The sequence below is a fragment of the Dellaglioa sp. CoH-56-MRSF-14 genome, assembly GCF_056782115.1.
The window spans coordinates 257,527-279,615 of record NZ_JBXAYB010000002.1 but is presented as its reverse complement, the minus strand read 5'-3'; the positions used below and the strand labels follow the sequence as shown (position 1 = coordinate 279,615).

Genomic DNA, 22,089 nt, shown 5'->3' with positions numbered 1-22,089 from the left:
ATACGTGTTCCTCCAAAGATTTTTGTAATGTAAAATAAGCAATAAAAATTGTCTCAGTAATAAAAGTTATGTTGGTAATCTTTTTAAGACAGAAAGCTTGATTGGGCGGAACTAGATTCTTTGACACTAGCATTTCTACTTGAAGAAGGTGCAGTGATACCAATTAGAACGAGTAAAATAAATGAGATTAGGAAACTAAATAATATTAATTTTCTTGCATGATTAGTATCCTTTTTGTTAATTTTTGCGATAATAAATTTAATAACATATACCAAAAATGTGATAAAAGTAGTAATAAATAAGAGAGCGAAAAAGATACTCATGTGGAAAATCCTCCAGAAATAATATTTTTAGTGAAATATTGCGTAATTAGATTATGATGGACATACTCTATATCAATACAATTTTACTATTAAACTTTATAATAGTATATGAAAATAATTATTAGATGAACGTTATGAATATGTCACATTGGGATTAACGTTAAGACGTTAGTTTATGGATATGAAAGAAAAATTAGGCTGAAAAAATCTATTGAATCCCGAAAATATAAAGAATTATTTGTATAAAAATAGAGTGGATTTTCCCACTCTATAAAAAGGCTAATTTTTGGAGTCACTACTGTTTAGAACTAAAATAAAATCGGTTTGGATAGCATCGCCTAAAACAAAATCATGTTGGCTATGTTTTGTTAAGCCTTGTTTTTCATAAAAGGAGAGGGCAGGTTTATTATGTTCCCAAACTCCCAACCAAAGTTGATCTTTTTTAAATTCTTTGGCAACCTCTTTAGATTTTTCAAATAGAAGTTGACCTAATCCCATTTTTTTGTGATTTTTGCGAATGTAAATTCGTTGGATTTCTAAGCCGTTCGGAAAGTCATCTTCAGTTTGTGCGTCGTTAATATTTAATTTTAAATATCCAGTTAACTCATCATTAACATGTACGAAGTAAAAGAATGCATTTGGATCATTTAATTCACTCGTTAATTGTGGTAAAGAATAAGCGGTATCCAAAAAATCTTGTAAATCTTTTGGATCGTTATCTGCAGCGAAAGTATCAGTAAAAGTTTCAATGCTAATCTTTTGTAATATTTCTAAGTCATTAATTGTGCAAAGTGTGATAATAGGTGTCATCGCTTTTTCTCCTTATATGTAATCTAAAATACTTATAGTAATAGTAGCCTAAAGCTGAAAAATAAACAAATATTAAAATAATATAGCATAATCCTTGACTCTGAGTGCACTCCAAGTGTTTAACTTAGTATATTAAATAAAAAGGGAGCGATTTAAATGAATACAGTTACATTAAATAATGGAGTGAAAATGCCACAACTAGGTTTTGGCGTGTATCAAATTCCTTTAGAAGAAACTGCAGAGGCAGTTTATCAAGCGATTAAAGTAGGATATCGATTACTAGATACAGCGATTGCCTATGGAAACGAAGTTGAAACTGGGGAAGCTATCCAAAGAGCGATCACTGAAGGATTAGTGACACGAGAAGAGTTGTTTGTCACAACCAAATTATTTATCCAACATGTTGGTGAAGAAAAGGCGATGAAGGCAATTGATGAATCACTAGAAAGAATGCAGTTAGATTATCTAGACTTATTCTTGATTCACCAACCATACGGTGATGTATATGGTGCTTGGCGCGCTTTAGCTACCGCACAATCTGCTGGGAAAATACGTGCTATTGGGGTGTCTAACTTTGATATCGGAAAATTAATAGAATTCTCTCATATGAATGGTGTGGCTAAAGTTCAAGTTAACCAAATAGAAGTGAACCCATGGAATCAACGTTTAACGGATGAAGCCTATCATGAAAAATTAAGCATTCAAATGGAAGCATGGGCACCTTTTGCTGAAGGCCGGTTAGACTTATTTAAAAATGAAACATTGTCAAAAATTGGTAAACAATACGGTAAATCAGTTGGACAAGTTATTCTAAAATGGTTAATGCAACGTGGTATTGTAGCACTTGCTAAATCTGTGAGACCGGAACGAATGGCAGAAAATATCGACATATTTGATTTTGAATTAACAGTGGAAGACATGGCAACTATTACTGCCTTAGACAAACAAGAATCTGCCTTCTTTGATCATAATGATCCAGAAAGAGTTGAACGGTTCATGGAATTATTGTCATAAATTACCTGAAGTAAAGTTATTTTGCCAATGGTAAATAAAATATAAGTATAAGTATATAACGGAAAAGAAGCATTTGGGATAATTTTATCTATTTGAAGTGGAACCCCCTAAGTTGGAGAAAAATCTAACTTAAGGGGTTTTATTGTGTTCTTAGTTGAAATAAAGGAAAAAACTTTAATAGTTAACCAATGAGGTAGTATGGAATAAGATAATCCGTAACTATTTTTTAAGACGCTAAGGTATAATTTCGATATTCTAATATCCTAACTTAACGGCACACTTAGAAAATATAATGTGGTTTGGTGGAATTATTTTGTCAGAGAATAAAACCTTTTCATATAAGGTTTTTGAAGAAGTTATTTTGAGTATGCTGAATGGAGAAATCCGTGTTAACGTTGTAAAAGAAATTGAAATGGCAAAATTTATAATTGAATTATCGGTTTTACTGATTAAAGCTGCTGGTATCGAATAACTAATTCCAATTTTTAGTTTTCATTTTAATAAAGCGTTAATGATATATTTTTTAAAGTTAACGGTTTGTTATATTAATTTTATTACTCTTTTAGTTAATAATATATTAAAAAAACGGTTAAAAAGTGCTTGAATACCTATATGAGTTGAGCAGTGCAAAGTGTATGCAAGAATATCATTTAATGGTAGAATAAGAAAAGTAAGATATCGGTTAAAAATTGTGTGTATATGGATGAGAAAATAAAATAAAACTAACAGGAGATCATGAAAATATGAGTCGTATTCTAATAATTGAAGATGAAAAAAATTTAGCGCGCTTTGTTGAATTAGAATTACAACATGAAGGATTTGAAACTGAGGTTCATTTTGATGGGCGAACGGGTCTAGAAGCTGCTTTAAATGAAGATTGGGATTCAATTCTACTTGATTTAATGTTACCTGAATTAAATGGTCTTGAGGTTTGTCGCCGTGTACGACAAGTTAAAAATACACCAATCATTATGATGACGGCTCGTGATTCAGTTATTGACCGCGTATCTGGCTTAGACCATGGAGCAGATGATTATATTGTTAAACCATTTGCAATCGAAGAATTATTGGCGCGTTTACGTGCATTGTTACGTCGTATTGATATAGAGGGTGAACAAAATGTTGCAAAACAGACAACTGTCACTTACCGTGATTTAACAATTGAAAAAGAAAATCGTGTTGTTCGTCGTGATGAAGAAGTTATTGAGCTAACCAAACGTGAATATGAACTACTTTTAGCTTTAATGGAAAGTGTTAATGTTGTTTTAGCTAGAGATGTTTTATTAGCTAAAGTTTGGGGATATGAATCAGAAGTTGAAACAAACGTTGTGGATGTTTATATTCGTTACTTACGAAATAAAATAGATCGTAGCGGTGAAGAAAGTTATATTCAAACGGTCAGAGGAACAGGGTACGTAATGAGATCATGAGAAAAAAAATAACCCAGCATCCAAAAGAAGTAAGACGTATGTCACTTAAATGGAAATGGGCATTAGGAACGGCAATAGGTGTTTTACTTATATTTGCCGTTTTTTCTGCGCTTATTTTTCAGAGTTTTAGTGGCGTTTTATTAGATAAAGAAAAAAAAGATGTACAAGATACTTTAAGAACGGTGACGCAACAGTTAAGTCGTGAGAATCAAGACTTAACAATTTCAAGTACTGCACAACATTTAAAACCGATAAATGCAGATTCTCGACCAGATAAAGACGAAAATAACTTGTACTCAAATGCAGTAATTGTTAATTTATCAAGAGAAAATATTGCAGTAGGTGTTTATAATTTGAAGCAACAAGAAGTTTTTGCTTCAAGAAATTTAAACGTACCATTTGTTAAAAAAAATAAAATGACGTTTACTAGCCAAACAATTGATGGCGCAAATGGATATGTTGCTAGAAGAGCTATTTATTCATCTAAAACTGGCAAAAAAATCGGGTATGCACAAGTAACTAATGCTTTAGAAAATTACCATAAAATTAGTAATAAATTAATTCTAATTTTTATTGTTTTAATTATTACGGCAACCTTTGGTAGTGCTATATTAGGGTATATCCTGGCATCTTGGTTACTGAGACCGATTGAAGTAGTGAACGAAACTATTGATATTATTAATGAAGGCGAAACACCAATTGGACATGTACGTGTCCCAGATATGCATAGAAATGATGAGTTATCTGATTTGGCGGACTTGTTCAATAGTATGCTAGATAGGATGGAGCGCTACGTTGATCAACAGCAACAATTTGTTGAAGATGTCTCACATGAGTTAAGAACCCCTGTAGCAATAATTCAAGGTCATATGGAATTATTGAACAGGTGGGGTAAAGATGATCCGGCAGTTCTAGCGGAGTCGATTGAAGCATCTTTGCAAGAAATTAATCGTATGAAGAGTTTAGTTCAAGAAATGCTTGATTTATCAAGAGCTGAACAAGTAGAGATGACATTTAAAAATGAGTTAGTTGATGTCCGATTAGTTGTTTTACAAATTTTCAATGATTTTAAAATGATACATCCCGATTTTACGTTTATTTTAGATGAAGATTTTAATGGAGAAAGTTTGGTAAAAATATCGCATAATCACTTAGAACAAGTTTTAATTATTCTAATGGATAATGCCGTTAAATATTCAGAAACAAGAAAAGAAATTCATATTTCAGCATCAAAAGATATGAAAATGGTTCAAATTGCTATTCAAGATTTTGGTGAAGGAATTTCTAAAGATGACTTAAAAAATGTTTTTAATCGCTTCTATCGCGTTGATAAAGCTAGAAGTCGTGATAAAGGCGGTAATGGTCTTGGATTATCAATCGCACAAAAACTCATTATGGGTTATAAAGGAACATTAGTGGTAGAAAGTGTTGAGAAGCGTGGTTCAATATTCAGAATTTCGTTGCCTCTAGCTACTACTAAACCAACCGAAAAGATAAGAAGAGACTAGTGTTGAAATGCAATACAAAAATTTAGACAGTATAATAAAAAAAGCTTACCATTCTTAGAGCAATTCTAAGAATGGTAAGCTTTTTTTAATGGTTAATCTTTATTTGCGGTTTTGTTTACCAGCATTACGATTACGATTATTTTTTGCTACATTTGAAAGATTATCTTCAACATTATCAATTGTTTGTTCCACTGTTTCTTCAACAGCATCAATTGTTGAACGTTCTCTAACAATTGGTGGGTTCTTAGCAAGTTCAGCTTGAATTTCGCGACGAATCTTAGGACGCATTAACATAATTATAAATGTTTGAACACAAGCGAAGAGGCCACCGATGAAGAAGTAGAGACCAATACCTGCTGGCGCACTCATTGTAACAAAGACCATCATAACTGGACTAGCAATTAACATTGTTTGCATTGTTTTCTTTTGTTCTGGCGGAATGCCAATTGTTGAAATGAATCCTTGACCCAAATACACAATGAAACATAGCACAGTAAAGATAATTGATGGTGTACCTAATTTAATGCTAAAGAAGACAGCATCCTTTAATTCTGAAGAATATAAGATTGCAGCGTATAGCGCAGCAAAAATTGGCATTTGAACTAATAATGGTAGGCAGCCAATTCCGCCAGTCATGCTGACGTTGTTATCTTTATAAAGTGCCATCATTTCTTGACTGATAGCTGCTTTTTCTTCTGAACTTTTAGCATTTTTTTGTCGTTCTTGAATGACTTTTAATTGTGGTTGAATCGAACCCATTTTTTCTTGTTGAACGGTCGCTTTTTTCGATTGATTAATCATCATTGGCATAAGTGCCAAGCGAATGACGATTGAGATAACGATAATTGCTAGACCGTAGTTGTTACCTAGATGAGCGGATAACCAGTCAAGCAATCCCTGAGTTGGTTTTGCTAAATAGTCGTAAACCATCCCAAAAGGATTACCATTCTTGTCTCTGCGGACGCATCCCGATAGGAACAGGACAAGCGCCATGAATATTGGGAGCATTGTTAAACGTTTAATCTTTTTCATTAATATATTTTCCCCTCTTAAAGTGACTATATCGATTACTATACTTTAAATATAGGGGGATTTCAATGGGCTATAAATAAATCGTAATTAGTAAATAACGGTAAAGGCAGTCGGCATATAATTAGTTAAGGAGGTTTCTTTATAATCAGTCACCTTACCGGCTGGTGTAGGTGAATTTTTAACTTTTTGAATAAATTTTTCTAATTGGGTATTATCTGAACTACTTGCTTTAATTGTGACGCTGTCATCAAAATTATTTTGTACTGACCCGTAGATGCCTAGATCATCGGCTAATCTCTTCGTCGTATATCTGAAGCCAACACCCTGCACGCGACCAAAAACAGTTATTTGAATAGCACTCATAATGTAATCCCTCCATATTATAAAGTAGATATAGGCATTTATTGCTTTCATTATAACTGGAAAAGATGATAATGACCAACTAATGCTATTTTAAATATGCTATAATTATTTCCAATAGTAAGAGGGGTACATTTATGGAAAAAATTAATTCAACACAGAATGCTAAGATTAAATACTGGAAAAAATTACAAACTAAAAAAGGTCGTAAAAAGGAAAATAAATACCTTTTAGAAGGCTGGCATTTAGTTAAAGAAGCACTCATGGCAAACACAAAAATTGAATATTTGCTTGTTACTAATGATTTTAGATATTTTGATGAAATAGCCGATACGACAATTGAGCAAGTAGAAATCTCATCTGAAGTTAGTTTATATCTTGCTGACACGAGTACGCCACAAGGTATTTACGCGGTAACTGAGATGGAAGAAAATCAACAATTATCAGTTGACCATTTAACTGGTGGCTGGTTAATGCTAGATGGTGTTCAAGATCCAGGAAATATTGGAACAATGGTTAGAACTGCCGATGCTGCCGGTTTAACAGGTGTCATTTTTGGTGAGGGTAGTGCAGATAGTCATCATCCTAAAGTTTTACGTTCGATGCAGGGAAGCCAATTTCATGTTCAATTAGTGGATGCCGATTTAATGGAAGTTACTACCTTATTCAAAGAAAATAATATTGCTATTTATGGTTCTGAATTAAATGAAGATGCACTTAGTTATCGTGAGATTTCTGCTACAGATAATTTTGGTTTAATTATGGGAAATGAAGGTAACGGGATGCGTAATGACCTGTTAAATGAAACGGATGCTAATTTATATATTCCAATTAAAGGTCGTGCTGAATCGTTAAATGTCGCTATTGCTGCAGGTGTACTAATGTTTCATCTTAAAGCTTAATTATGATATTTGGTGAAATTATTACGATTTACTAAAGATAACTGATTGCGCTTGCAATAGGTGCTCAATCAGTTATGATGGAGATAGGAAAAAATATTTTGGGGGCGTACTAGTATATGAAAAAAGATTCGTATCTTGATGATGAATTATATATGAGTTATGTTGGAGACCTTTTGGCAAAACCAGAAGTTCAAAGATTAAGTGAATATACACAACATCATTTTTCTACTCGATTAGAACATTCAATCTCAGTTTCCTATGACAGTTATCGTATCGCTAAAAGATTACATTTAAATGCAAAAGCAACGGCAAGGGCCGGATTATTACATGATTTATTTTACTACGATTGGCGTACAACTAAATTCGATCGCGGTACACATGCTTGGATTCATCCGCGTATCGCTATTAGAAATGCAGAGAAGTTAACGACATTATCTGATTTAGAAAAAGATATCATCATGAAACATATGTGGGGTGCTACTGTTGCACCACCTAAATATCCAGAGGGATATATTGTAACCATGGTTGATAAATATGAAGCAACAAGTGAAGTTTCATCACCGTTAAAAAATAAATCAAAACATAGCTTTCAGCAATTAATTGCAATTTTAAAATAGTTTTAAAAAGGATAGGCCTACAGGCTTATCCTTTTTGTTTTTTCGAAAACGAACCAATTTGTTTACTTTTTGTTAGTTAATGATAAAATATAGTAATAAAGTAACTGAGGAGGGGTTAATTATGCAAGTTGTTCAAGAAAAAACAAATTATGAAATGTGTCCTAAATTTGAAAAAACTTTTTCAATATTAGGTAAAAAATGGAACGGTTTAATTATTAACGTTTTATTGGATGAAGGACCTCAACGATTTAAAGAATTAGCTCAAAAGGTTGATAAATGCAGTGACCGTGTATTAGTTGAACGTTTAAAAGAACTTGAAGATACTAATATTATCTCAAGAGTCGCCATCGGTGAAACTAGTCGTAGTTTTTATGAGCTTACTGAACAAGGAAAAGACATGAAAAATATGATGGATAGCGTCCATACATGGTCAGAAAAGTGGTATACACTTAAAGATTGCGAGTAAGACTTGACGATAGGCTTTGATACCTTTAAACTATGAATATAGAATAAAGGCTTAGACAGAAAATAGTAGATATTTTTCTTGGATTTAAAGGGATGGTTAGCTAGACTGAAACTAACCAATAAATAAAATATTGAATTCACTTCTAGAGCTGTTAATTAATGTAGGCTAACTTAAATCATGCAATTAACCGGTTAATGGCCGTTATCATTTTGAGTGTTTGGGAATTTGTATTCTCAAAAACAAGGGTGGTACCGCGAGACCTCGTCCCTTTTTAGGACGGGGTCTTTTTGTGTCTAAAATCTATCAAAACAACTAATAAAGGAGTCGATATTAATGGATTTAAAAGAGAAATTACTTGAGTTACAAGAAAAAGGCTTGAAACAAATTCGTGAATCAGAGGATCTAAAACAAATTAATGCTATTCGTGTTAATTTACTTGGAAAAAAAGGACCAATCACAGAAGTTTTAAGAGGTATGAAGGAATTATCAGCCGAAGAACGACCTAAAATTGGTAGCTTTTCTAATACCATTAAAAATGAGTTAGCTGAAGCTATTCGTGTGAAAAATGAAGAACTTGAAATTAAAATGACTGCTAAAAAGTTGGAAAAAGAAAAAATCGATGTAACGCTACCAGGTGCCCAAATTCAATTAGGGCAGCCACATGTTATTATGCAAGTGATTGAAGAATTGGAAGAGCTCTTTTTGGGTATGGGGTATCAAGTTGTTTCAGGTCCAGAAATAGAAGAAGACCATTACAATTTTGAAATGTTGAACTTACCTGCGGATCATCCCGCTCGTGATATGCAAGATACATTTTATATTACAAAAGAATTATTAATGAGAACACAAACATCACCCGTTCAAGCAAGGACAATGGAAACACATGATTTTTCAAAAGGACCATTAAAAATGGTTTCACCTGGTAAAGTTTATCGACGTGATACAGATGATGCAACGCATTCACATCAATTTCACCAGTTCGAAGGGTTAGTAATCGACAAACATATTACGATGGCAGACTTAAAGGGAACGATTGAACTGATTGCTAAAACAATTTTTGGAGAAGAACAAGAAATTCGGTTACGACCAAGTTACTTCCCATTTACGGAACCGTCAGTTGAAGTCGATGTGACCTGTTTTAAATGTGCGGGTAAAGGGTGCTCAATCTGTAAATACACAGGCTGGTTAGAAGTTTTAGGCGCTGGAATGGTACATCCTAATGTATTAAGAATGGCCGGTGTCGACCCTGAAGTATACGGTGGTTTTGCCTTTGGTTTAGGACCAGATCGTTTTGCGATGCTTAAATATAGTATCGACGATATTCGTCATTTTTATTTAAACGATAATCGATTCCTGTCACAATTTACGAAAAGAGGTTAGAGATAATGAAAGTATCTAAAAATTGGTTGAATGAATATTTAACATTAGAAATTGAACCTGAAATTATTGCTGAAAAAATAGCTCGTACAGCCGTTGAAATTGATAGCGTTGAACGTCCTTCTGAAGGACTTAAAAAAATTGTTGTTGGATATGTTGATAGTTTGGTACCACATCCAGACTCTGATCATTTAAATATCTGCCAAGTTGATGTTGGTGAAGGATCTCTTAGTCAAATCGTTTGTGGCGCACCTAATATTGCCGCAGGGCAAAAAGTTATTGTTGCATTACCCAATTCTAGAATTGCTGATAATGTTAAAATCAAACGTGGTAAAATGCGCGGACAAGCTTCTGAAGGTATGATTTGTGCATTACAAGAAATTGGATTTTCAGATAGTGTCGTGCCTAAAGAATTTGTAGAAGGTATCTACGTAATGCCAGAAAATGCAATTCCTGGTGAATCAGTCTTTGATTACTTAGGTATGAATGATGACATTATTGATATTGATGTGACACCAAATCGTGCTGATATGTTAAGTATGCGTGGGGTAGCACATGAACTATCTGCTGACTATGATGTTCCGGCAACATTTAAGCATCCAGAATTGAAAGAAACATCTACTGAAAAAATTGAAGATTACATTTCTTTATCGTTGCCTGATAAAACGTTAGCACCCACATATTCGATGCGCGTGATTAAAGATTTAACAATTAAAGCAAGTCCAATGTGGTTACAAATTCGTCTTTGGAACGCAGGCGTTAGACCTATTAATAATGTCGTTGATGTGACCAATTATATATTGATGGATTATGGTCAACCATTACATGCCTTTGATTATAATAAATTGGGAAGTAAAGATATTTTAGTAAGAACAGCTATTGCTGGCGAAAAGATTACAACACTAGATAGCGAAGAACGTGAATTAAAAGAAAAAGATATTGTGATTACAAATGGTAAAACACCGATTGCTATTGCTGGGACAATGGGTGGCGAATCAACACAAATAACCGACGAAACTGTGACAGTTGCGATTGAATCTGCAGTATTTAACAATTCAATGGTTAGAAAAACAGCACGCACACATGGTATTCATAGTGAAGCCTCAATGCGATTTGAACGTGGTATTAACGTTGAAACAGTACAAGAAGCACTTGATGCAGCAGCAGAGTTAATCGCTAATTTAGGTGATGGAACAGTTGTGTCGGGTACGGCAAGTGCAAGTAAGCTAGAAGCAGAGTCAACTTTTGTTGATACAACGGTGGCACATATTAATGGTGTACTTGGGACTGAATTATCAGAATCTGAAATCACTAAATTATTTAAACAATTAGGATTTACGGTTGTAAATCGCGATGGTACTTTAAATGTTGAAGTTCCTGCAAGACGTTGGGATATTAGTATTGAAGCAGATTTAGTAGAAGAAATCGCGCGTATTTATGGATACGATAATATTCCTTCTACACTACCAACTGGCAAAATGACTCCTGGTAAATATACTTATAAACAAAAAATGATTAAACAGGCGCGTCATATTTTGGAATCAGCTGGGTTATCTGAAGTTATTAGTTATGGATTAACAACGGAAGAAAAAGCTGGTAAATTTATTTTTGAAGAAAAAGATGTTTTTACGACAAATTTAATGTTCCCAATGAGCTCAGAACGAACAACAACAAGAATGAACTTAATCAGCGGGTTATTAGATGATTTAGCGTACAATGAAGCACGAAAATCTGACAATCTTGCTTTCTATGAACAAGGAAGAGTCTTTTTCCGCAGTGAGGGCGAAGAGCGACCTACTGAAATTGAACATATTGCAGGTGCAATGACAGGATTATTTAAACTTGCAAATTGGCAAAATGAAAAACAACCTGTTGATTTCTTCATGATTAAAGGTGTTGTTGAACAATTATTAACACAATTAGAATTAGTTGATGATGTTACTTATGTATCTTCTGAAAGTCATGAAGATATGCATCCAGGACGAACAGCTGATATCTATTTAAAAGATGAATTAATTGGTTTTGTCGGCCAAGTACATCCTAATTCAGCTAAAGAATTTAATTTAAAGGAAACATACGTTTTCGAATTAGATCTTCAAAAATTAGTTGATGCGAAAAAAGCAGACCGATTATTTGCGCCTATTTCTAAATTCCCATCAGTTACTCGTGATGTGGCCCTCCTAGTTGCTAATGATATAGCTAACAGTGAGATTGAAGCGTTAATTAAAAAACAAGGTGGAAAGTCTTTAATTGATGTTCATTTATTTGATCTTTATCAAGGATCTCATATTGAAAATGGCATGAAATCCCTTGCTTATACGTTAACTTATCAAGATATTACAAAAACTTTGGTTGAAGAAGATGTCACAAATGATTTTAACCGTGTTATCGAAGCTTTAAAAGAGACGCTTAGGGCTGATATTCGATAATTTAGGACGCAGCTTAATAATACTTATTATTAAGCGTGAGGAGGTTAAACAATGAAAAAAGATGATACATCTCCAGAATTACCGCCAGAGAATAATAAAAACCAGGCTAAGAAAATTATTGCAGGGGTCATTGCATTATTATGTATATTACTACTGACAATATTGTTTATGACCTATAGATATATCAAGGCATCTTTAGATCCACTAGATAAAAATAATAATAAAATTGAACAAGTTTATATTCCAATTGGATCAAGTACAAAACAAATTGGAACAATTTTAGAAAAAAATAAAATTATTAAAAGTGGTACGGTGTATACGTACTATGTCAAGCAAAAAAAGGTGTCACAATTTAAGGGCGGCTACTATCAACTTAAGGCATCTATGAGTTTGGATAAAATTGCTTGGACACTTCAACAAGGTGGAAGTAGTGAGCCTATACAAAATAAATTAGCGAAAGTATTAGTTGGTGAGGGAACAACAATTAACCAAATCGGTAAATCCATTTCAAAAGAAACAAATTTTTCATATAATGATTTTATTAAATTAATGAAAAATAAAACTTTTTTGGATTACTTAGATAAAAAATATCCAGATCTTTTAGATACCACTATGGCATCTAAAAACGTGAGATATCCTTTAGAAGGTTATTTGTTCCCAGCTACGTATACTGTTTATAAAAAAACAACGTTAAAAAATCTTGTTGAGCAAATGATTGTTAAAGCAAATGATGAATTATCGCCTTATTATGCAACAATAAAAAAACAAAAATTAACAGTACAAGAGGTCATTTCTCTCGCTTCATTAGTTGAAAAAGAGACGGAAAACCATAAAGATCGTCAAAAAATTGCCGGTGTTTATTTCAATCGAATTGCATCAGAAATAACGTTACAATCAAAAATATCAGTTAGTTATGCGCTAAATATACCGCAAAAAGATTTAACGTCAGCTGATTATTACGTGGATAAACCATATAATTTGTACGTTTATAAAGGATATGGACCTGGTCCATTTAACAATGCTAGTTTAGATTCTATCCAGGCTGTTTTGACACCATTGGACAGAAAGAAAGGTAATTTCTATTTTATTTTCAATTCAAATTCTAAAAAAATAGAATATTCTAAAACGTATGAATATTACCAAGCATTTTCACCTATGACACAGGCTGATAATGATTATGTTCAATAATCCACGCAACCGGTTTACAATCACAAAATTAAATGTTAACCTGATAGGCATATTGAACTTATTAATTTTAAGAGGAGTAAGTGATGGCAGAAGATAAAGTATATCCAATGACCGTAGACGGTAAAGTTAAACTTGAAGAAGAACTTGAAACATTAAAAACAAAAACGCGTGCAGAAATTATTAATCGTATTAAGATTGCACGTAGTTATGGCGATTTATCAGAAAATTCAGAATATGAATCAGCTAAAGATGAACAAAGTTTTGTTGAAGGCCGAGTTAAAACAATTGAACATATGCTCCATTATGCAGAAATTATTGATAACGCTGGTGTAGATGCTGACGAAGTTTCTGTTGGTAAAACAGTTTCATTTATGGAACCTGGTGAAGAGGAAGAAACATACACGATTGTTGGTGCGGCAGAAGCTGACCCAATGTCTGGTAAAATTTCAAATGAATCACCAATCGCTAAAGGATTAGTTGGCCATAAATTAAATGAAACAGTAACAATTGAAACACCAAATGGTAATTTTGAAGTCAAAATTACCGATGTTAAAGATAATTTATAAAAGCTAAATATAAAAGATTAAGTTGCAAATCATTTGTTACTTAGTCTTTTTTTATTAAATTAAGTAGGTGAGATAAGTTGAAAAAGAATTTTGCAATAATCGGTTTAGGTCGATTTGGTGCGAGTGTTTGCGAAACGTTGATTGAGTATGGGCAAGAAGTTTTAGTTATTGATAGGGATGAAGCTCGTGTAAATGATTATATGGATATTGCAACACATGCTGTTGTTGCCGATGCACAAGATGATGAAGCTTTAAAATCAATCGGTATTCGTAATTTTGATCATGTGATTGTCGCAATTGGTGAAGATATTCAAGCAAGTATCTTAGTCACATTGATGGTTAAAGAATTAGGTGTTCCTGTCGTAACGGCTAAAGCATTGAATAAATATCACGCTCGTGTACTCCAAAAGGTTGGGGCAGATCATATTGTTCATCCTGAACGAGATATGGGAATCAAGTTGGGTAGGGCATTAAGTTCTAATCATTTGTTAGATTACTTAGATTTAGATGATGATTACCGATTGGCAGAAATTGATATGACAGATCCGAGATATGTTAATAAGACATTAGATGAATTAAATTTCAGATCAACATTTAATTTAAATGTAATCAGTATTAGACGTGGTAAAGAAATGATTATTTCACCATTAGCAGATCAAATTATTTTACCAAATGATCAGGTACTGATTATTGGTGAAACAAAAGCTGTCACAGAATTTGATGAAAAAATGAACAAGACTAAATAAAAGGACAAGATTGCATATTGCAATCTTGTCCTTTTGTATTATACAAAAACTATTTAATCAATCTTTTTGTGTGAACGATAATTGGCTTAATAAGTATCAAGAGAATAGCCAAAATTGAGACGATCAAACCAATACCCATGTATGGTGGCCAATAGATAAGTTTAACGGTATGATTTCCCTTAGCAACTTTAAAGCTGAGAAAAGTATTCAATGATTTATTAGTTGCTACGGATTTACCATCAACTTTAACATGCCAACCTTTACTGTATGGAATCGTTGTAAAGACGACTTGATGATTACGTTTAACTGATATTGAACCTGTGATTGAATGTTGATTGTATTTTGTAACGTTTAATTCACTAGATTTTAGTTGCTTAATTTGGGATTTAAATGAATTAACATTCATTTGATAAAGCGTAAAGTTTTCTAAGAAAAGGGTTCTTTTCTTTAATTTAGCTGTCAGAACTATTTTTTTACCTTTATTATTGGATGCAATATTAACAACAACTGTATTTCGATACGTTTTATATTGTTTTAATTCGTGACCATTTAATTTAAATAAAACATTATCAGTACTTAATCCTGAACCTAAGGTTAAATAATAAGCATCGTTTGTTGTTGGTGTGTATGTGAAAGTGACTAGTCCAGATTTATTTAGTTTCGTTTTTGTTAGAATAGAATTTGTTAAATTAATTTGTGAACCAACGTTATCAAAATTGACAGTATTAAAATTAATTGGTGTAAATAAAGCATCGTTATTAATACCGGTTAGAGCAGATAACCAATCAGACTGATATCTTAATGGGTTAGTTGTTTTATTCTTGTTTGTCAATATAGTATCATTTGCTGCATAGCCAATTGATAAAGCATACGGATTTTTAACCGTTTCAGTTAACGAGTTATTTGAGACAGGTCTATAGTAAGCTGTATCAGGTTTTTCAGTTAGTGGTGTCAATGTTTCTAACTGTGTGTCCAATGCCTTAGAAGTCCGTAATTGTTTTGGTGTAAAAACGTACTTCATATTTAATAGGGCATCTGTTACCAAGGTACCATTTGAGTAAGTGACATAATTATCACCATCAGGTTGTCCTATCTTACCGTAAAAAGTTGGGATTGATTTTGAAAAAGCAGAACTAAAATGGGAACCGCTGAAAAAATCAGCTGACATGGCATCATTTTTAGTCCGACTGTATGTTTGTGCGACACGATAGAAAGAATTATCAATTTTTTTTAACGATTTACTTTCAGTTGCTAGGGCAGTCGTTGACACGTCGTATTCACTTGTAGATAAATAACTAATGTTATCTAATGAATAAACAGCGTTACATGACATCTCAGCTATTACACTTGCAAATAACAACCATTTGAATGAAGGTGATGCATGATCTTGGAACTGAATTAAAATTAACGTTAAAAGAATAAATAAAATTGATAGGAATAAAGTTTCATCAGATAAATAACTATAAGATTCTTTTGATATAAATAAGTACGTAAACATTCCGATGAATAAAAGACCTACAATACTCAATTTCCAGAATTTTATAGGATTAAAGTACTCAAATTGTTGAGCAGCTAAAAGGATAATCCAAAAGCAAAATACAAATGAAAAACGATAAGGATACCAAACTGGAAATTGCATTCCGTGCCATAGTAAATCTAAAGGTTCAAAGCACATCGATAGGATCAAGAAACTTGTGATTAAAAAAGAGACAACCCGTTCTTTAATTGAAAAACGGTTATTCATGAAATATAAGATAAAACCAATTAAAGCCAAACTCCCTACAAAAATATTAGGGAAACCAGAAGGCATTTGATCAAAATTGAATGAACCAATCACAAATTTTGAAAGCATCGCTAAAGGATTATATTCAATTTTTGCTTTAATAGATTCTTCCGTGTATTCTCCCTTACTTGAAAGCAATGAGAATAGAGTTGGAAAGAGGATAATTGCTGAAATTGCTACAGAAACTAGAGATTTATAGATGAAAATCCATGATTTTTTAAAAAATTGTTTAACTGATAGAGATACACGACTTGTTGTATATAAGAAATATAAAATCATAAAAAGACAGACCATATAACCCATATAATAGTTAACGATTAAAAGTAACGCAAGCCACCAAGTATAAGCCCAACTTTTTGAATTCAACTGTAATTTTTCAAAGCCTAAAATAACTAAAGGTAATAGAATAACAGCGTCTAACCATAATAAATTAAGTTGGTTAGCAATCGTCCAACCCATTAGCGCATACGCTGTGGCAAATAATGGGATATAAAGTGAAGTCATTCTTGTTGTTTTCTTTAATAATAAACCGAACGTAAGGCCTGATAAGGCATATTTTAAAAGGGTGACTACCATAACACCCGCTAAAATTGATTTTCCTGGAAATACTAAGAAAATAAGATTAAAAGGACTCATTAAGTAGTATGCCCACTCACCTAACATATCACCACCAATTGCTTGTGAAAATGAATAGAAAAAACTAGTAGGATGATGGAGAAGTGTGGCTCTAAAATAAGAGAAAAAATCAATATATTGCTGACCTAAATCAACAGTTAATAGAGAACTATTCCCAAAAGGATACATTTTGCGGCCAATAAAGTAACAAAGCATAATGAATAAAGGAATAAGGAAACTTAGAAGGAGTACATGATTCTTTTTAAGATAATTTTTAAGCTTAACCATTTTAAAACCTCTCTGACTATTAATGTATGGTAATAAGAATAGCATATTTGGGACTTTACCGCATAAATCAGCAGCAGATAAAAATATATTTAATCTGATTATTAAAGTTTTTATTATAATATAAATTGTTAGCCTGTTTATTGGGCCAATGAATCTTAAAAATGTGGTAATATGGTAAATGATATATTTATACGAATTAAAAGACTAATAATGATACAGTGAGAGGTAATTAAACGTGAAACTTCCAAAAACAAAACAAGGTCGAAGCAAACAAAATAAATCACATATTCCATTTAGATTAAATTTCCTGTTTTTTATTGTTTTCCTACTTTTTGCAGCATTACTGGCGCAGTTAGCCTATTTACAAATTTTAAACGGAGCTTCATTTGAAGCGACAGTTAATAGTACGGATACGACAACAGAAACTAAGAATGTACAGCGTGGGATGGTTTATGACTCAACAGGTAAGGTTCTAGTTGGTAATAATTCTTCTCGAGCAATTACTTATACAAAAGGATCAGGTATCCTATCGCCTGATTTATATAAGATAGCTAATAACTTAGTAACCTATGTCAGTATTGATACGAGTAAATTAACAGACCGCAATGCTGCTGATTACTACTTAGCGGATAAGGGGCATTTAAAAGCTGTCACTGCTGCTGTAAAAAAAGAAAAAAATTTAACATCTGCTGAGTTAAACAAATTATCAACTACTGATTTTAATACATTGACAGTAGCATATGCTGTTAAAAATAACATTGATTCATTAACTGATGAAGAAAAAGAAGCTGCTACTGTTTTTGGGAAAATGACGGGTGCTTATTCATTATCAACTGTTTACTTAAAAACCTCTGATGTTTCCGATAAGGAGATGGCTGAAGTAGGTGAACATTTATCAGGGATGAATGGGATTAAAATAGGAACTAACTGGTCACGAAGTTACCCAAATGGTAAAAGTATGAACAGTATCATCGGAAATGTCACTAGTGAAGCTACTGGGCTACCTAGTGATAGCGTGGAAACGTTAATGACTGAAGGTTATTCACGAAATGATAGTGTTGGTCAGAGTTATTTAGAAAAACAATATGAAGATGTTTTAAAAGGAACAAAGTCACAAACTAAGGTTGAAGTGGCTAATAGTAAAATAGTAAAACAAGTACAAGAATATAGTGGTAAAAAAGGTGATAATCTCGTCTTAAATATTAACGCTAAATTCCAAGCTCAAGTTCAAAAGATTATGAACGATAGTGTGAAATCAATTGCTGGAAGCAATCCTTATAATCCAGGGGCCTACGCAGTTGTCATGAACCCAAATACAGGTGCCGTTTATGCAATGGCCGGTGTTAATCGAAATATTAAAACAGGTAAGATTACGGATGATGCTTTAGGGTCGATTAATCAAGTATTTACCATGGGTTCTGTTGTAAAAGGTGCTACGGTTATGGGAGCTATGATGGATGGGGCAATTACACCAACTAGCAATACCATAACTGATGAACCTATTAAGCTTGCTGGGACAGCTCCTAAGTCATCATGGTTTAATACATCTGGTTCAGCTAACGTTGCGTTAACAGCTTCTGATGCATTAATGGTTTCTTCTAACTCGTACATGATGCAGTTAGCAATGAGAGAAGGCGGATTCAAATATTCAAGTGGTTCTTCACTGGATATGTCGAATTCAATTTTCCCCAAAATGCGTGGTTACTTTAATCAATTCGGACTTGGTATCAAAACAGGTGTTGATTTACCTGGTGAGTCAACTGGTTTTGAGGGTGTAGCTAACCAAACAAATATTGGTAAAGCACTTGATTTATCTTTCGGAAATTATGATTCATATACAACTATTCAATTAGCGCAATACATGTCAACGATGGCTAATGGTGGTACAAGATTACAACCACAAATTGTAAAAGCGATTCGTTCAACAAATGAGGATGGTTCTTTAGGTTCTGTTCAAACTGAAATGACACCTAATATTTTAAGTACAGTTAACGCAACAAAATCAGAATTTGATGTTGTTCAATCAGGATTTTATAAGGTTGTTCATGGATCAAGTTCATTGAGAACTGGGAATGCGATGAGTGATGTAACACCATCAATTTCAGCTAAAACAGGTACTGCTCAAACATTCTATGGAACATCTGAAACTGAAGCACTTAGTTTGGCTTCATATGCACCTTCTAACAAGCCTAAAGTGGTCGTTGCACTCGTTTTCCCTGGAATGGCTAATAATACAGGTAGTGCTGTGAATGGTCAGGCAGCAGTTTCAATTTATTCAGCATTTTGGAAAACTGTTGAATCTGATAAATAATATTAAGGAAATAAGTCATCTAATACCTGATTTTATTGCTGTAAAGTAAATTTCCTTAACAAATAAAAAAAAACACTAGCGTTTACTTATTAATAATGATATTATATAAGACGTTAAAGACTAATTGTCTTATGAAATTATGAAGAAATATATGGAGGGTTGCAACCATGCGTGTACACATTACATTAGAATGTACGGAATGTCATGAACGGACATACCTATCAAGTAAAAACAAACGTAATAATCCAGATCGTGTTGAGCTTAATAAATTTTGCCCACGTGATCGTAAGGTTACTTTACATCGCGAAACAAAATAACAACGGGAATTTTCCTGTTGTTTTTTTGTTTTAAATAACTTTTATACTAGTTGAAATAAAATCTTGTAAACGTTATTTTGTAAATTTTTATATGAAATAAGGAGCTATCTATGAATTTGGCAAAATACAAAAATACACCATTTATGACGTACTTTTTTATTGGATTATCAGCAATTGTTTTCATCGCAATGACACTTGCTGGTGGTAGTCAAGACACAAATGTATTAATTGAATTTGGCGCTAAATATAATCCACTGATCATGGACGGCGAGTGGTGGCGATTATTTAATCCCATATTTTTACATATTGGATTTGAACATATTGTCCTTAATATGGTTACATTGTATTTTATTGGTATCCAAATTGAGATGTTATTTGGTCATTGGCGTTTTACAGGCATTTATTTGCTTGCTGGAATTGCTGGCAATATTGCAAGTTTCACGTTCAGTCCAGATACTATTTCGGCAGGCGCTAGTGGTGCTATTTTTGGTTTATTTGGGGCATTCCTAATGTTAGGTGATAATTTTAGAAAAAGTGCCTATTTTAGACAAATGTCGCAGCAATTTTTACTATTCATTGTGTTAAATCTTGCGTTTGGGTTTATGTCGTCAAGTACAGATAATGCAGCTCATATTGGCGGTATTTTATCTGGATTCTTAATCGCAACGACTGTAGGCGCACCAAGATTGGCACGAATCAGTCATATTAAACAGATAGCTGCATTCGTTATTTTAATTATTATCAATTTAATTCTGATTAAAATTGGAATTTCTAATAGTATCTAGTTTAAGGTGGTGACCGTTAATTGAAAAATTTGTATGATGTCCAACAACTATTGAAACAATTTGGTGTGTACGTTTATGTTGGTAAACGTATGTGGGATATTGAATTAATGGCATTGGAATTAGATAATTTACATCGATCAGGAGTGATTGATGACAAAATCTATGCTAGAGCTAAAATTGTACTATCTCATGAACATCGAGTTGAAGAACAAAATAATTGAGAGTGTAAGTGGAGGAATTTGAATAATGGTAATTGAAAAAAAATTAATTGGTGTCGACTTAGGTGGCACAACAGTTAAATTCGCTATTTTAACTGAAACAGGCGATATTCAACAAAAATGGAGTATTGAAACAAACGTTCTTGATGAAGGCTCACATATTGTGCCAGATATCATTGCTTCAATTAATCACCATATCAGACTATTTGATATGACTGCTGATCAATTCGTTGGAATTGGTATGGGCTCACCAGGTACAGTAAATCGTGCAGATGGAACTGTTATTGGTGCATATAATTTGAACTGGAAAACATTGCAAAATGTTCAAGCAGATATTGAATCCGGTACACAAATTCCATTTGCTATTGATAATGACGCCAACGTTGCTGCTTTAGGTGAACGTTGGAAAGGCGCTGGCGAAAATGATGATGAAGTTGCCTTCATCACGCTTGGAACTGGTGTTGGTGGCGGTATTATCGCTAACGGTGCATTATTACATGGTGTTGCTGGTGCTGGTGGCGAAGTTGGACATATTACAGTTGAACCTAATGGCTACATGTGTACTTGTGGTAAGCATGGTTGTTTAGAACAATATGCTTCAGCTACTGGTGTTGTACGTGTAGCTCGTGATATGGCTGAAGAGTTTGCTGGCCAATCAAAATTAAAAGAAATGTTAGATGACGGACAAGAAATTACATCTAAATTAGTTTTTGATTTAGCTAAAGAGAATGATGTTTTAGGTAAAATGGTCGTTGATAAGGTATCGTATTATCTTGGACTAGCTTGTGGTAACTTAGGTAATATGTTAAATCCAGCATATATTGTTATCGGTGGCGGTGTTTCTGCTGCTGGAACGTTCCTATTAGATCAAGTTACTAAATACTTTAAACAATTTTCATTCCCAACAGTTCGTTCATCAACATCATTAAAATTAGCACAATTAGGAAATGAAGCTGGCGTTATTGGTGCCGCTTCACTTGCTCGTCAGTTTATTAAATAATAAT

Annotated in this window: 21 protein-coding genes, 1 pseudogene and 1 other annotated feature; of the genes and pseudogenes, 18 read left to right on the top strand and 4 right to left on the bottom strand. The window is 33.1% G+C overall.

Annotated elements, in window-relative coordinates; translation table 11 throughout:
- Positions 1-602: 602 nt before the first annotated feature.
- Entirely contained in the window at positions 603-1,133 is a 531-nt protein-coding gene (locus AC1RPX_RS03190) for a GNAT family N-acetyltransferase (RefSeq protein WP_481761214.1), read from the bottom strand.
- Between the two features lie 156 nt (positions 1,134-1,289).
- On the opposite strand from AC1RPX_RS03190, the gene AC1RPX_RS03185 reads away from it, so the two are divergent.
- The 4 genes from AC1RPX_RS03185 to AC1RPX_RS03170 all read left to right on the top strand — a co-directional run bounded on the left by AC1RPX_RS03185 (position 1,290) and on the right by AC1RPX_RS03170 (position 5,085).
- A complete protein-coding gene (locus tag AC1RPX_RS03185; RefSeq protein ID WP_481761215.1) occupies positions 1,290-2,147 on the top strand; it encodes an aldo/keto reductase in 858 nt (285 codons plus the stop codon).
- Positions 2,148-2,460: 313 nt separating this feature from the next.
- Positions 2,461-2,619 carry a hypothetical protein gene (locus AC1RPX_RS03180; RefSeq protein WP_481761216.1) on the top strand — a complete coding sequence of 53 codons (159 nt, stop codon included), beginning with the start codon at positions 2,461-2,463 and terminating at the stop codon, positions 2,617-2,619.
- 271 nt (positions 2,620-2,890) lie between these two features.
- The gene (locus AC1RPX_RS03175) at positions 2,891-3,577 is read left to right on the top strand and encodes a response regulator transcription factor (protein WP_409022671.1); all 687 of its coding nucleotides are present in this window, start codon (positions 2,891-2,893) and stop codon (positions 3,575-3,577) included.
- Between the two features lie 38 nt (positions 3,578-3,615).
- Complete coding sequence (locus tag AC1RPX_RS03170; protein WP_481761217.1) at positions 3,616-5,085, top strand: HAMP domain-containing sensor histidine kinase; 1,470 nt, start codon at positions 3,616-3,618, stop codon at positions 5,083-5,085.
- A gap of 99 nt (positions 5,086-5,184) precedes the next feature.
- On the opposite strand, the gene yidC is transcribed toward AC1RPX_RS03170, so the two are convergent.
- Together yidC and AC1RPX_RS03160 are read right to left on the bottom strand one after the other, a co-directional pair.
- Entirely contained in the window at positions 5,185-6,117 is a 933-nt protein-coding gene (gene yidC / locus AC1RPX_RS03165) for a membrane protein insertase YidC (protein WP_409022669.1), read from the bottom strand.
- Positions 6,118-6,204: 87 nt separating this feature from the next.
- Positions 6,205-6,480, bottom strand: coding sequence for an acylphosphatase (locus AC1RPX_RS03160; protein ID WP_481761218.1), 276 nt, complete (start codon positions 6,478-6,480; stop codon positions 6,205-6,207).
- A 134-nt stretch (positions 6,481-6,614) separates the two neighbouring features.
- On the opposite strand from AC1RPX_RS03160, the gene AC1RPX_RS03155 reads away from it, so the two are divergent.
- From AC1RPX_RS03155 to AC1RPX_RS03120, 8 genes are all read left to right on the top strand, one after another.
- Positions 6,615-7,379 carry a TrmH family RNA methyltransferase gene (locus tag AC1RPX_RS03155; RefSeq protein ID WP_481761219.1) on the top strand — a complete coding sequence of 255 codons (765 nt, stop codon included), beginning with the start codon at positions 6,615-6,617 and terminating at the stop codon, positions 7,377-7,379.
- A 116-nt stretch (positions 7,380-7,495) separates the two neighbouring features.
- A complete protein-coding gene (locus tag AC1RPX_RS03150; RefSeq protein WP_409022666.1) occupies positions 7,496-7,996 on the top strand; it encodes an HD domain-containing protein in 501 nt (166 codons plus the stop codon).
- Between the two features lie 121 nt (positions 7,997-8,117).
- Positions 8,118-8,462 (top strand): winged helix-turn-helix transcriptional regulator, encoded by a 345-nt coding sequence (locus AC1RPX_RS03145; protein WP_481761220.1) that lies wholly within the window; start codon positions 8,118-8,120, stop codon positions 8,460-8,462.
- 43 nt (positions 8,463-8,505) lie between these two features.
- Positions 8,506-8,734, top strand: a binding site (T-box leader).
- 61 nt (positions 8,735-8,795) lie between these two features.
- Positions 8,796-9,842 carry a phenylalanine--tRNA ligase subunit alpha gene (pheS, locus tag AC1RPX_RS03140; RefSeq protein WP_409022664.1) on the top strand — a complete coding sequence of 349 codons (1,047 nt, stop codon included), beginning with the start codon at positions 8,796-8,798 and terminating at the stop codon, positions 9,840-9,842.
- 5 nt (positions 9,843-9,847) lie between these two features.
- A complete protein-coding gene (gene pheT / locus AC1RPX_RS03135) occupies positions 9,848-12,268 on the top strand; it encodes a phenylalanine--tRNA ligase subunit beta (RefSeq protein WP_481761221.1) in 2,421 nt (806 codons plus the stop codon).
- 51 nt (positions 12,269-12,319) lie between these two features.
- Entirely contained in the window at positions 12,320-13,456 is a 1,137-nt protein-coding gene (mltG, locus tag AC1RPX_RS03130) for an endolytic transglycosylase MltG (RefSeq protein WP_481761222.1), read from the top strand.
- Between the two features lie 83 nt (positions 13,457-13,539).
- Positions 13,540-14,022 carry a transcription elongation factor GreA gene (gene greA / locus AC1RPX_RS03125; protein ID WP_481761223.1) on the top strand — a complete coding sequence of 161 codons (483 nt, stop codon included), beginning with the start codon at positions 13,540-13,542 and terminating at the stop codon, positions 14,020-14,022.
- A gap of 77 nt (positions 14,023-14,099) precedes the next feature.
- Entirely contained in the window at positions 14,100-14,768 is a 669-nt protein-coding gene (locus tag AC1RPX_RS03120) for a potassium channel family protein (protein WP_481761224.1), read from the top strand.
- A 49-nt stretch (positions 14,769-14,817) separates the two neighbouring features.
- Here the strand turns inward: AC1RPX_RS03120 and AC1RPX_RS03115 are convergent, their stop codons facing one another.
- Positions 14,818-17,454: a YfhO family protein gene (locus AC1RPX_RS03115; protein WP_481761225.1), complete on the bottom strand. Its 2,637-nt coding sequence runs from the start codon at positions 17,452-17,454 to the stop codon at positions 14,818-14,820.
- Positions 17,455-17,689: 235 nt separating this feature from the next.
- On the opposite strand from AC1RPX_RS03115, the pseudogene AC1RPX_RS03110 reads away from it, so the two are divergent.
- The 6 genes and pseudogenes from AC1RPX_RS03110 to AC1RPX_RS03085 all read left to right on the top strand — a co-directional run.
- A pseudogene (locus tag AC1RPX_RS03110) lies at positions 17,690-18,583 on the top strand (peptidoglycan D,D-transpeptidase FtsI family protein); the annotation flags it as partial.
- A gap of 108 nt (positions 18,584-18,691) precedes the next feature.
- Positions 18,692-19,765: a penicillin-binding transpeptidase domain-containing protein gene (locus tag AC1RPX_RS03105; protein WP_481762408.1), complete on the top strand. Its 1,074-nt coding sequence runs from the start codon at positions 18,692-18,694 to the stop codon at positions 19,763-19,765.
- Positions 19,766-19,932: 167 nt separating this feature from the next.
- Positions 19,933-20,082, top strand: a complete 150-nt coding sequence (gene rpmG, locus AC1RPX_RS03100; protein ID WP_057973409.1) for a 50S ribosomal protein L33 — start codon at positions 19,933-19,935, stop codon at positions 20,080-20,082.
- Between the two features lie 110 nt (positions 20,083-20,192).
- Entirely contained in the window at positions 20,193-20,867 is a 675-nt protein-coding gene (locus AC1RPX_RS03095) for a rhomboid family intramembrane serine protease (RefSeq protein WP_481761227.1), read from the top strand.
- Between the two features lie 20 nt (positions 20,868-20,887).
- The gene (locus tag AC1RPX_RS03090) at positions 20,888-21,088 is read left to right on the top strand and encodes a YqgQ family protein (RefSeq protein ID WP_409022657.1); all 201 of its coding nucleotides are present in this window, start codon (positions 20,888-20,890) and stop codon (positions 21,086-21,088) included.
- A 31-nt stretch (positions 21,089-21,119) separates the two neighbouring features.
- Positions 21,120-22,085 carry an ROK family glucokinase gene (locus AC1RPX_RS03085; protein ID WP_481761402.1) on the top strand — a complete coding sequence of 322 codons (966 nt, stop codon included), beginning with the start codon at positions 21,120-21,122 and terminating at the stop codon, positions 22,083-22,085.
- The last annotated feature ends 4 nt before the right edge of the window (positions 22,086-22,089 follow it).

What these genes read in the sequence shown, in the direction of transcription:
- AC1RPX_RS03170 (WP_481761217.1), top strand. Translation starts at nt 3,616, where the DNA reads ATGTCACTTAAATGGAAATGGGCATTAGGAACGGCAATAGGTGTTTTA.
- yidC (WP_409022669.1), bottom strand. Translation starts at nt 6,117, where the DNA reads ATGAAAAAGATTAAACGTTTAACAATGCTCCCAATATTCATGGCGCTT.
- AC1RPX_RS03095 (WP_481761227.1), top strand. Translation starts at nt 20,193, where the DNA reads ATGAATTTGGCAAAATACAAAAATACACCATTTATGACGTACTTTTTT.
- AC1RPX_RS03105 (WP_481762408.1), top strand. Translation starts at nt 18,692, where the DNA reads ATGAACGATAGTGTGAAATCAATTGCTGGAAGCAATCCTTATAATCCA.
- AC1RPX_RS03155 (WP_481761219.1), top strand. Translation starts at nt 6,615, where the DNA reads ATGGAAAAAATTAATTCAACACAGAATGCTAAGATTAAATACTGGAAA.
- pheS (WP_409022664.1), top strand. Translation starts at nt 8,796, where the DNA reads ATGGATTTAAAAGAGAAATTACTTGAGTTACAAGAAAAAGGCTTGAAA.
- AC1RPX_RS03150 (WP_409022666.1), top strand. Translation starts at nt 7,496, where the DNA reads ATGAAAAAAGATTCGTATCTTGATGATGAATTATATATGAGTTATGTT.
- AC1RPX_RS03185 (WP_481761215.1), top strand. Translation starts at nt 1,290, where the DNA reads ATGAATACAGTTACATTAAATAATGGAGTGAAAATGCCACAACTAGGT.
- pheT (WP_481761221.1), top strand. Translation starts at nt 9,848, where the DNA reads ATGAAAGTATCTAAAAATTGGTTGAATGAATATTTAACATTAGAAATT.
- greA (WP_481761223.1), top strand. Translation starts at nt 13,540, where the DNA reads ATGGCAGAAGATAAAGTATATCCAATGACCGTAGACGGTAAAGTTAAA.
- rpmG (WP_057973409.1), top strand. Translation starts at nt 19,933, where the DNA reads ATGCGTGTACACATTACATTAGAATGTACGGAATGTCATGAACGGACA.
- AC1RPX_RS03145 (WP_481761220.1), top strand. Translation starts at nt 8,118, where the DNA reads ATGCAAGTTGTTCAAGAAAAAACAAATTATGAAATGTGTCCTAAATTT.
- AC1RPX_RS03190 (WP_481761214.1), bottom strand. Translation starts at nt 1,133, where the DNA reads ATGACACCTATTATCACACTTTGCACAATTAATGACTTAGAAATATTA.
- AC1RPX_RS03115 (WP_481761225.1), bottom strand. Translation starts at nt 17,454, where the DNA reads ATGGTTAAGCTTAAAAATTATCTTAAAAAGAATCATGTACTCCTTCTA.
- AC1RPX_RS03160 (WP_481761218.1), bottom strand. Translation starts at nt 6,480, where the DNA reads ATGAGTGCTATTCAAATAACTGTTTTTGGTCGCGTGCAGGGTGTTGGC.
- AC1RPX_RS03175 (WP_409022671.1), top strand. Translation starts at nt 2,891, where the DNA reads ATGAGTCGTATTCTAATAATTGAAGATGAAAAAAATTTAGCGCGCTTT.
- mltG (WP_481761222.1), top strand. Translation starts at nt 12,320, where the DNA reads ATGAAAAAAGATGATACATCTCCAGAATTACCGCCAGAGAATAATAAA.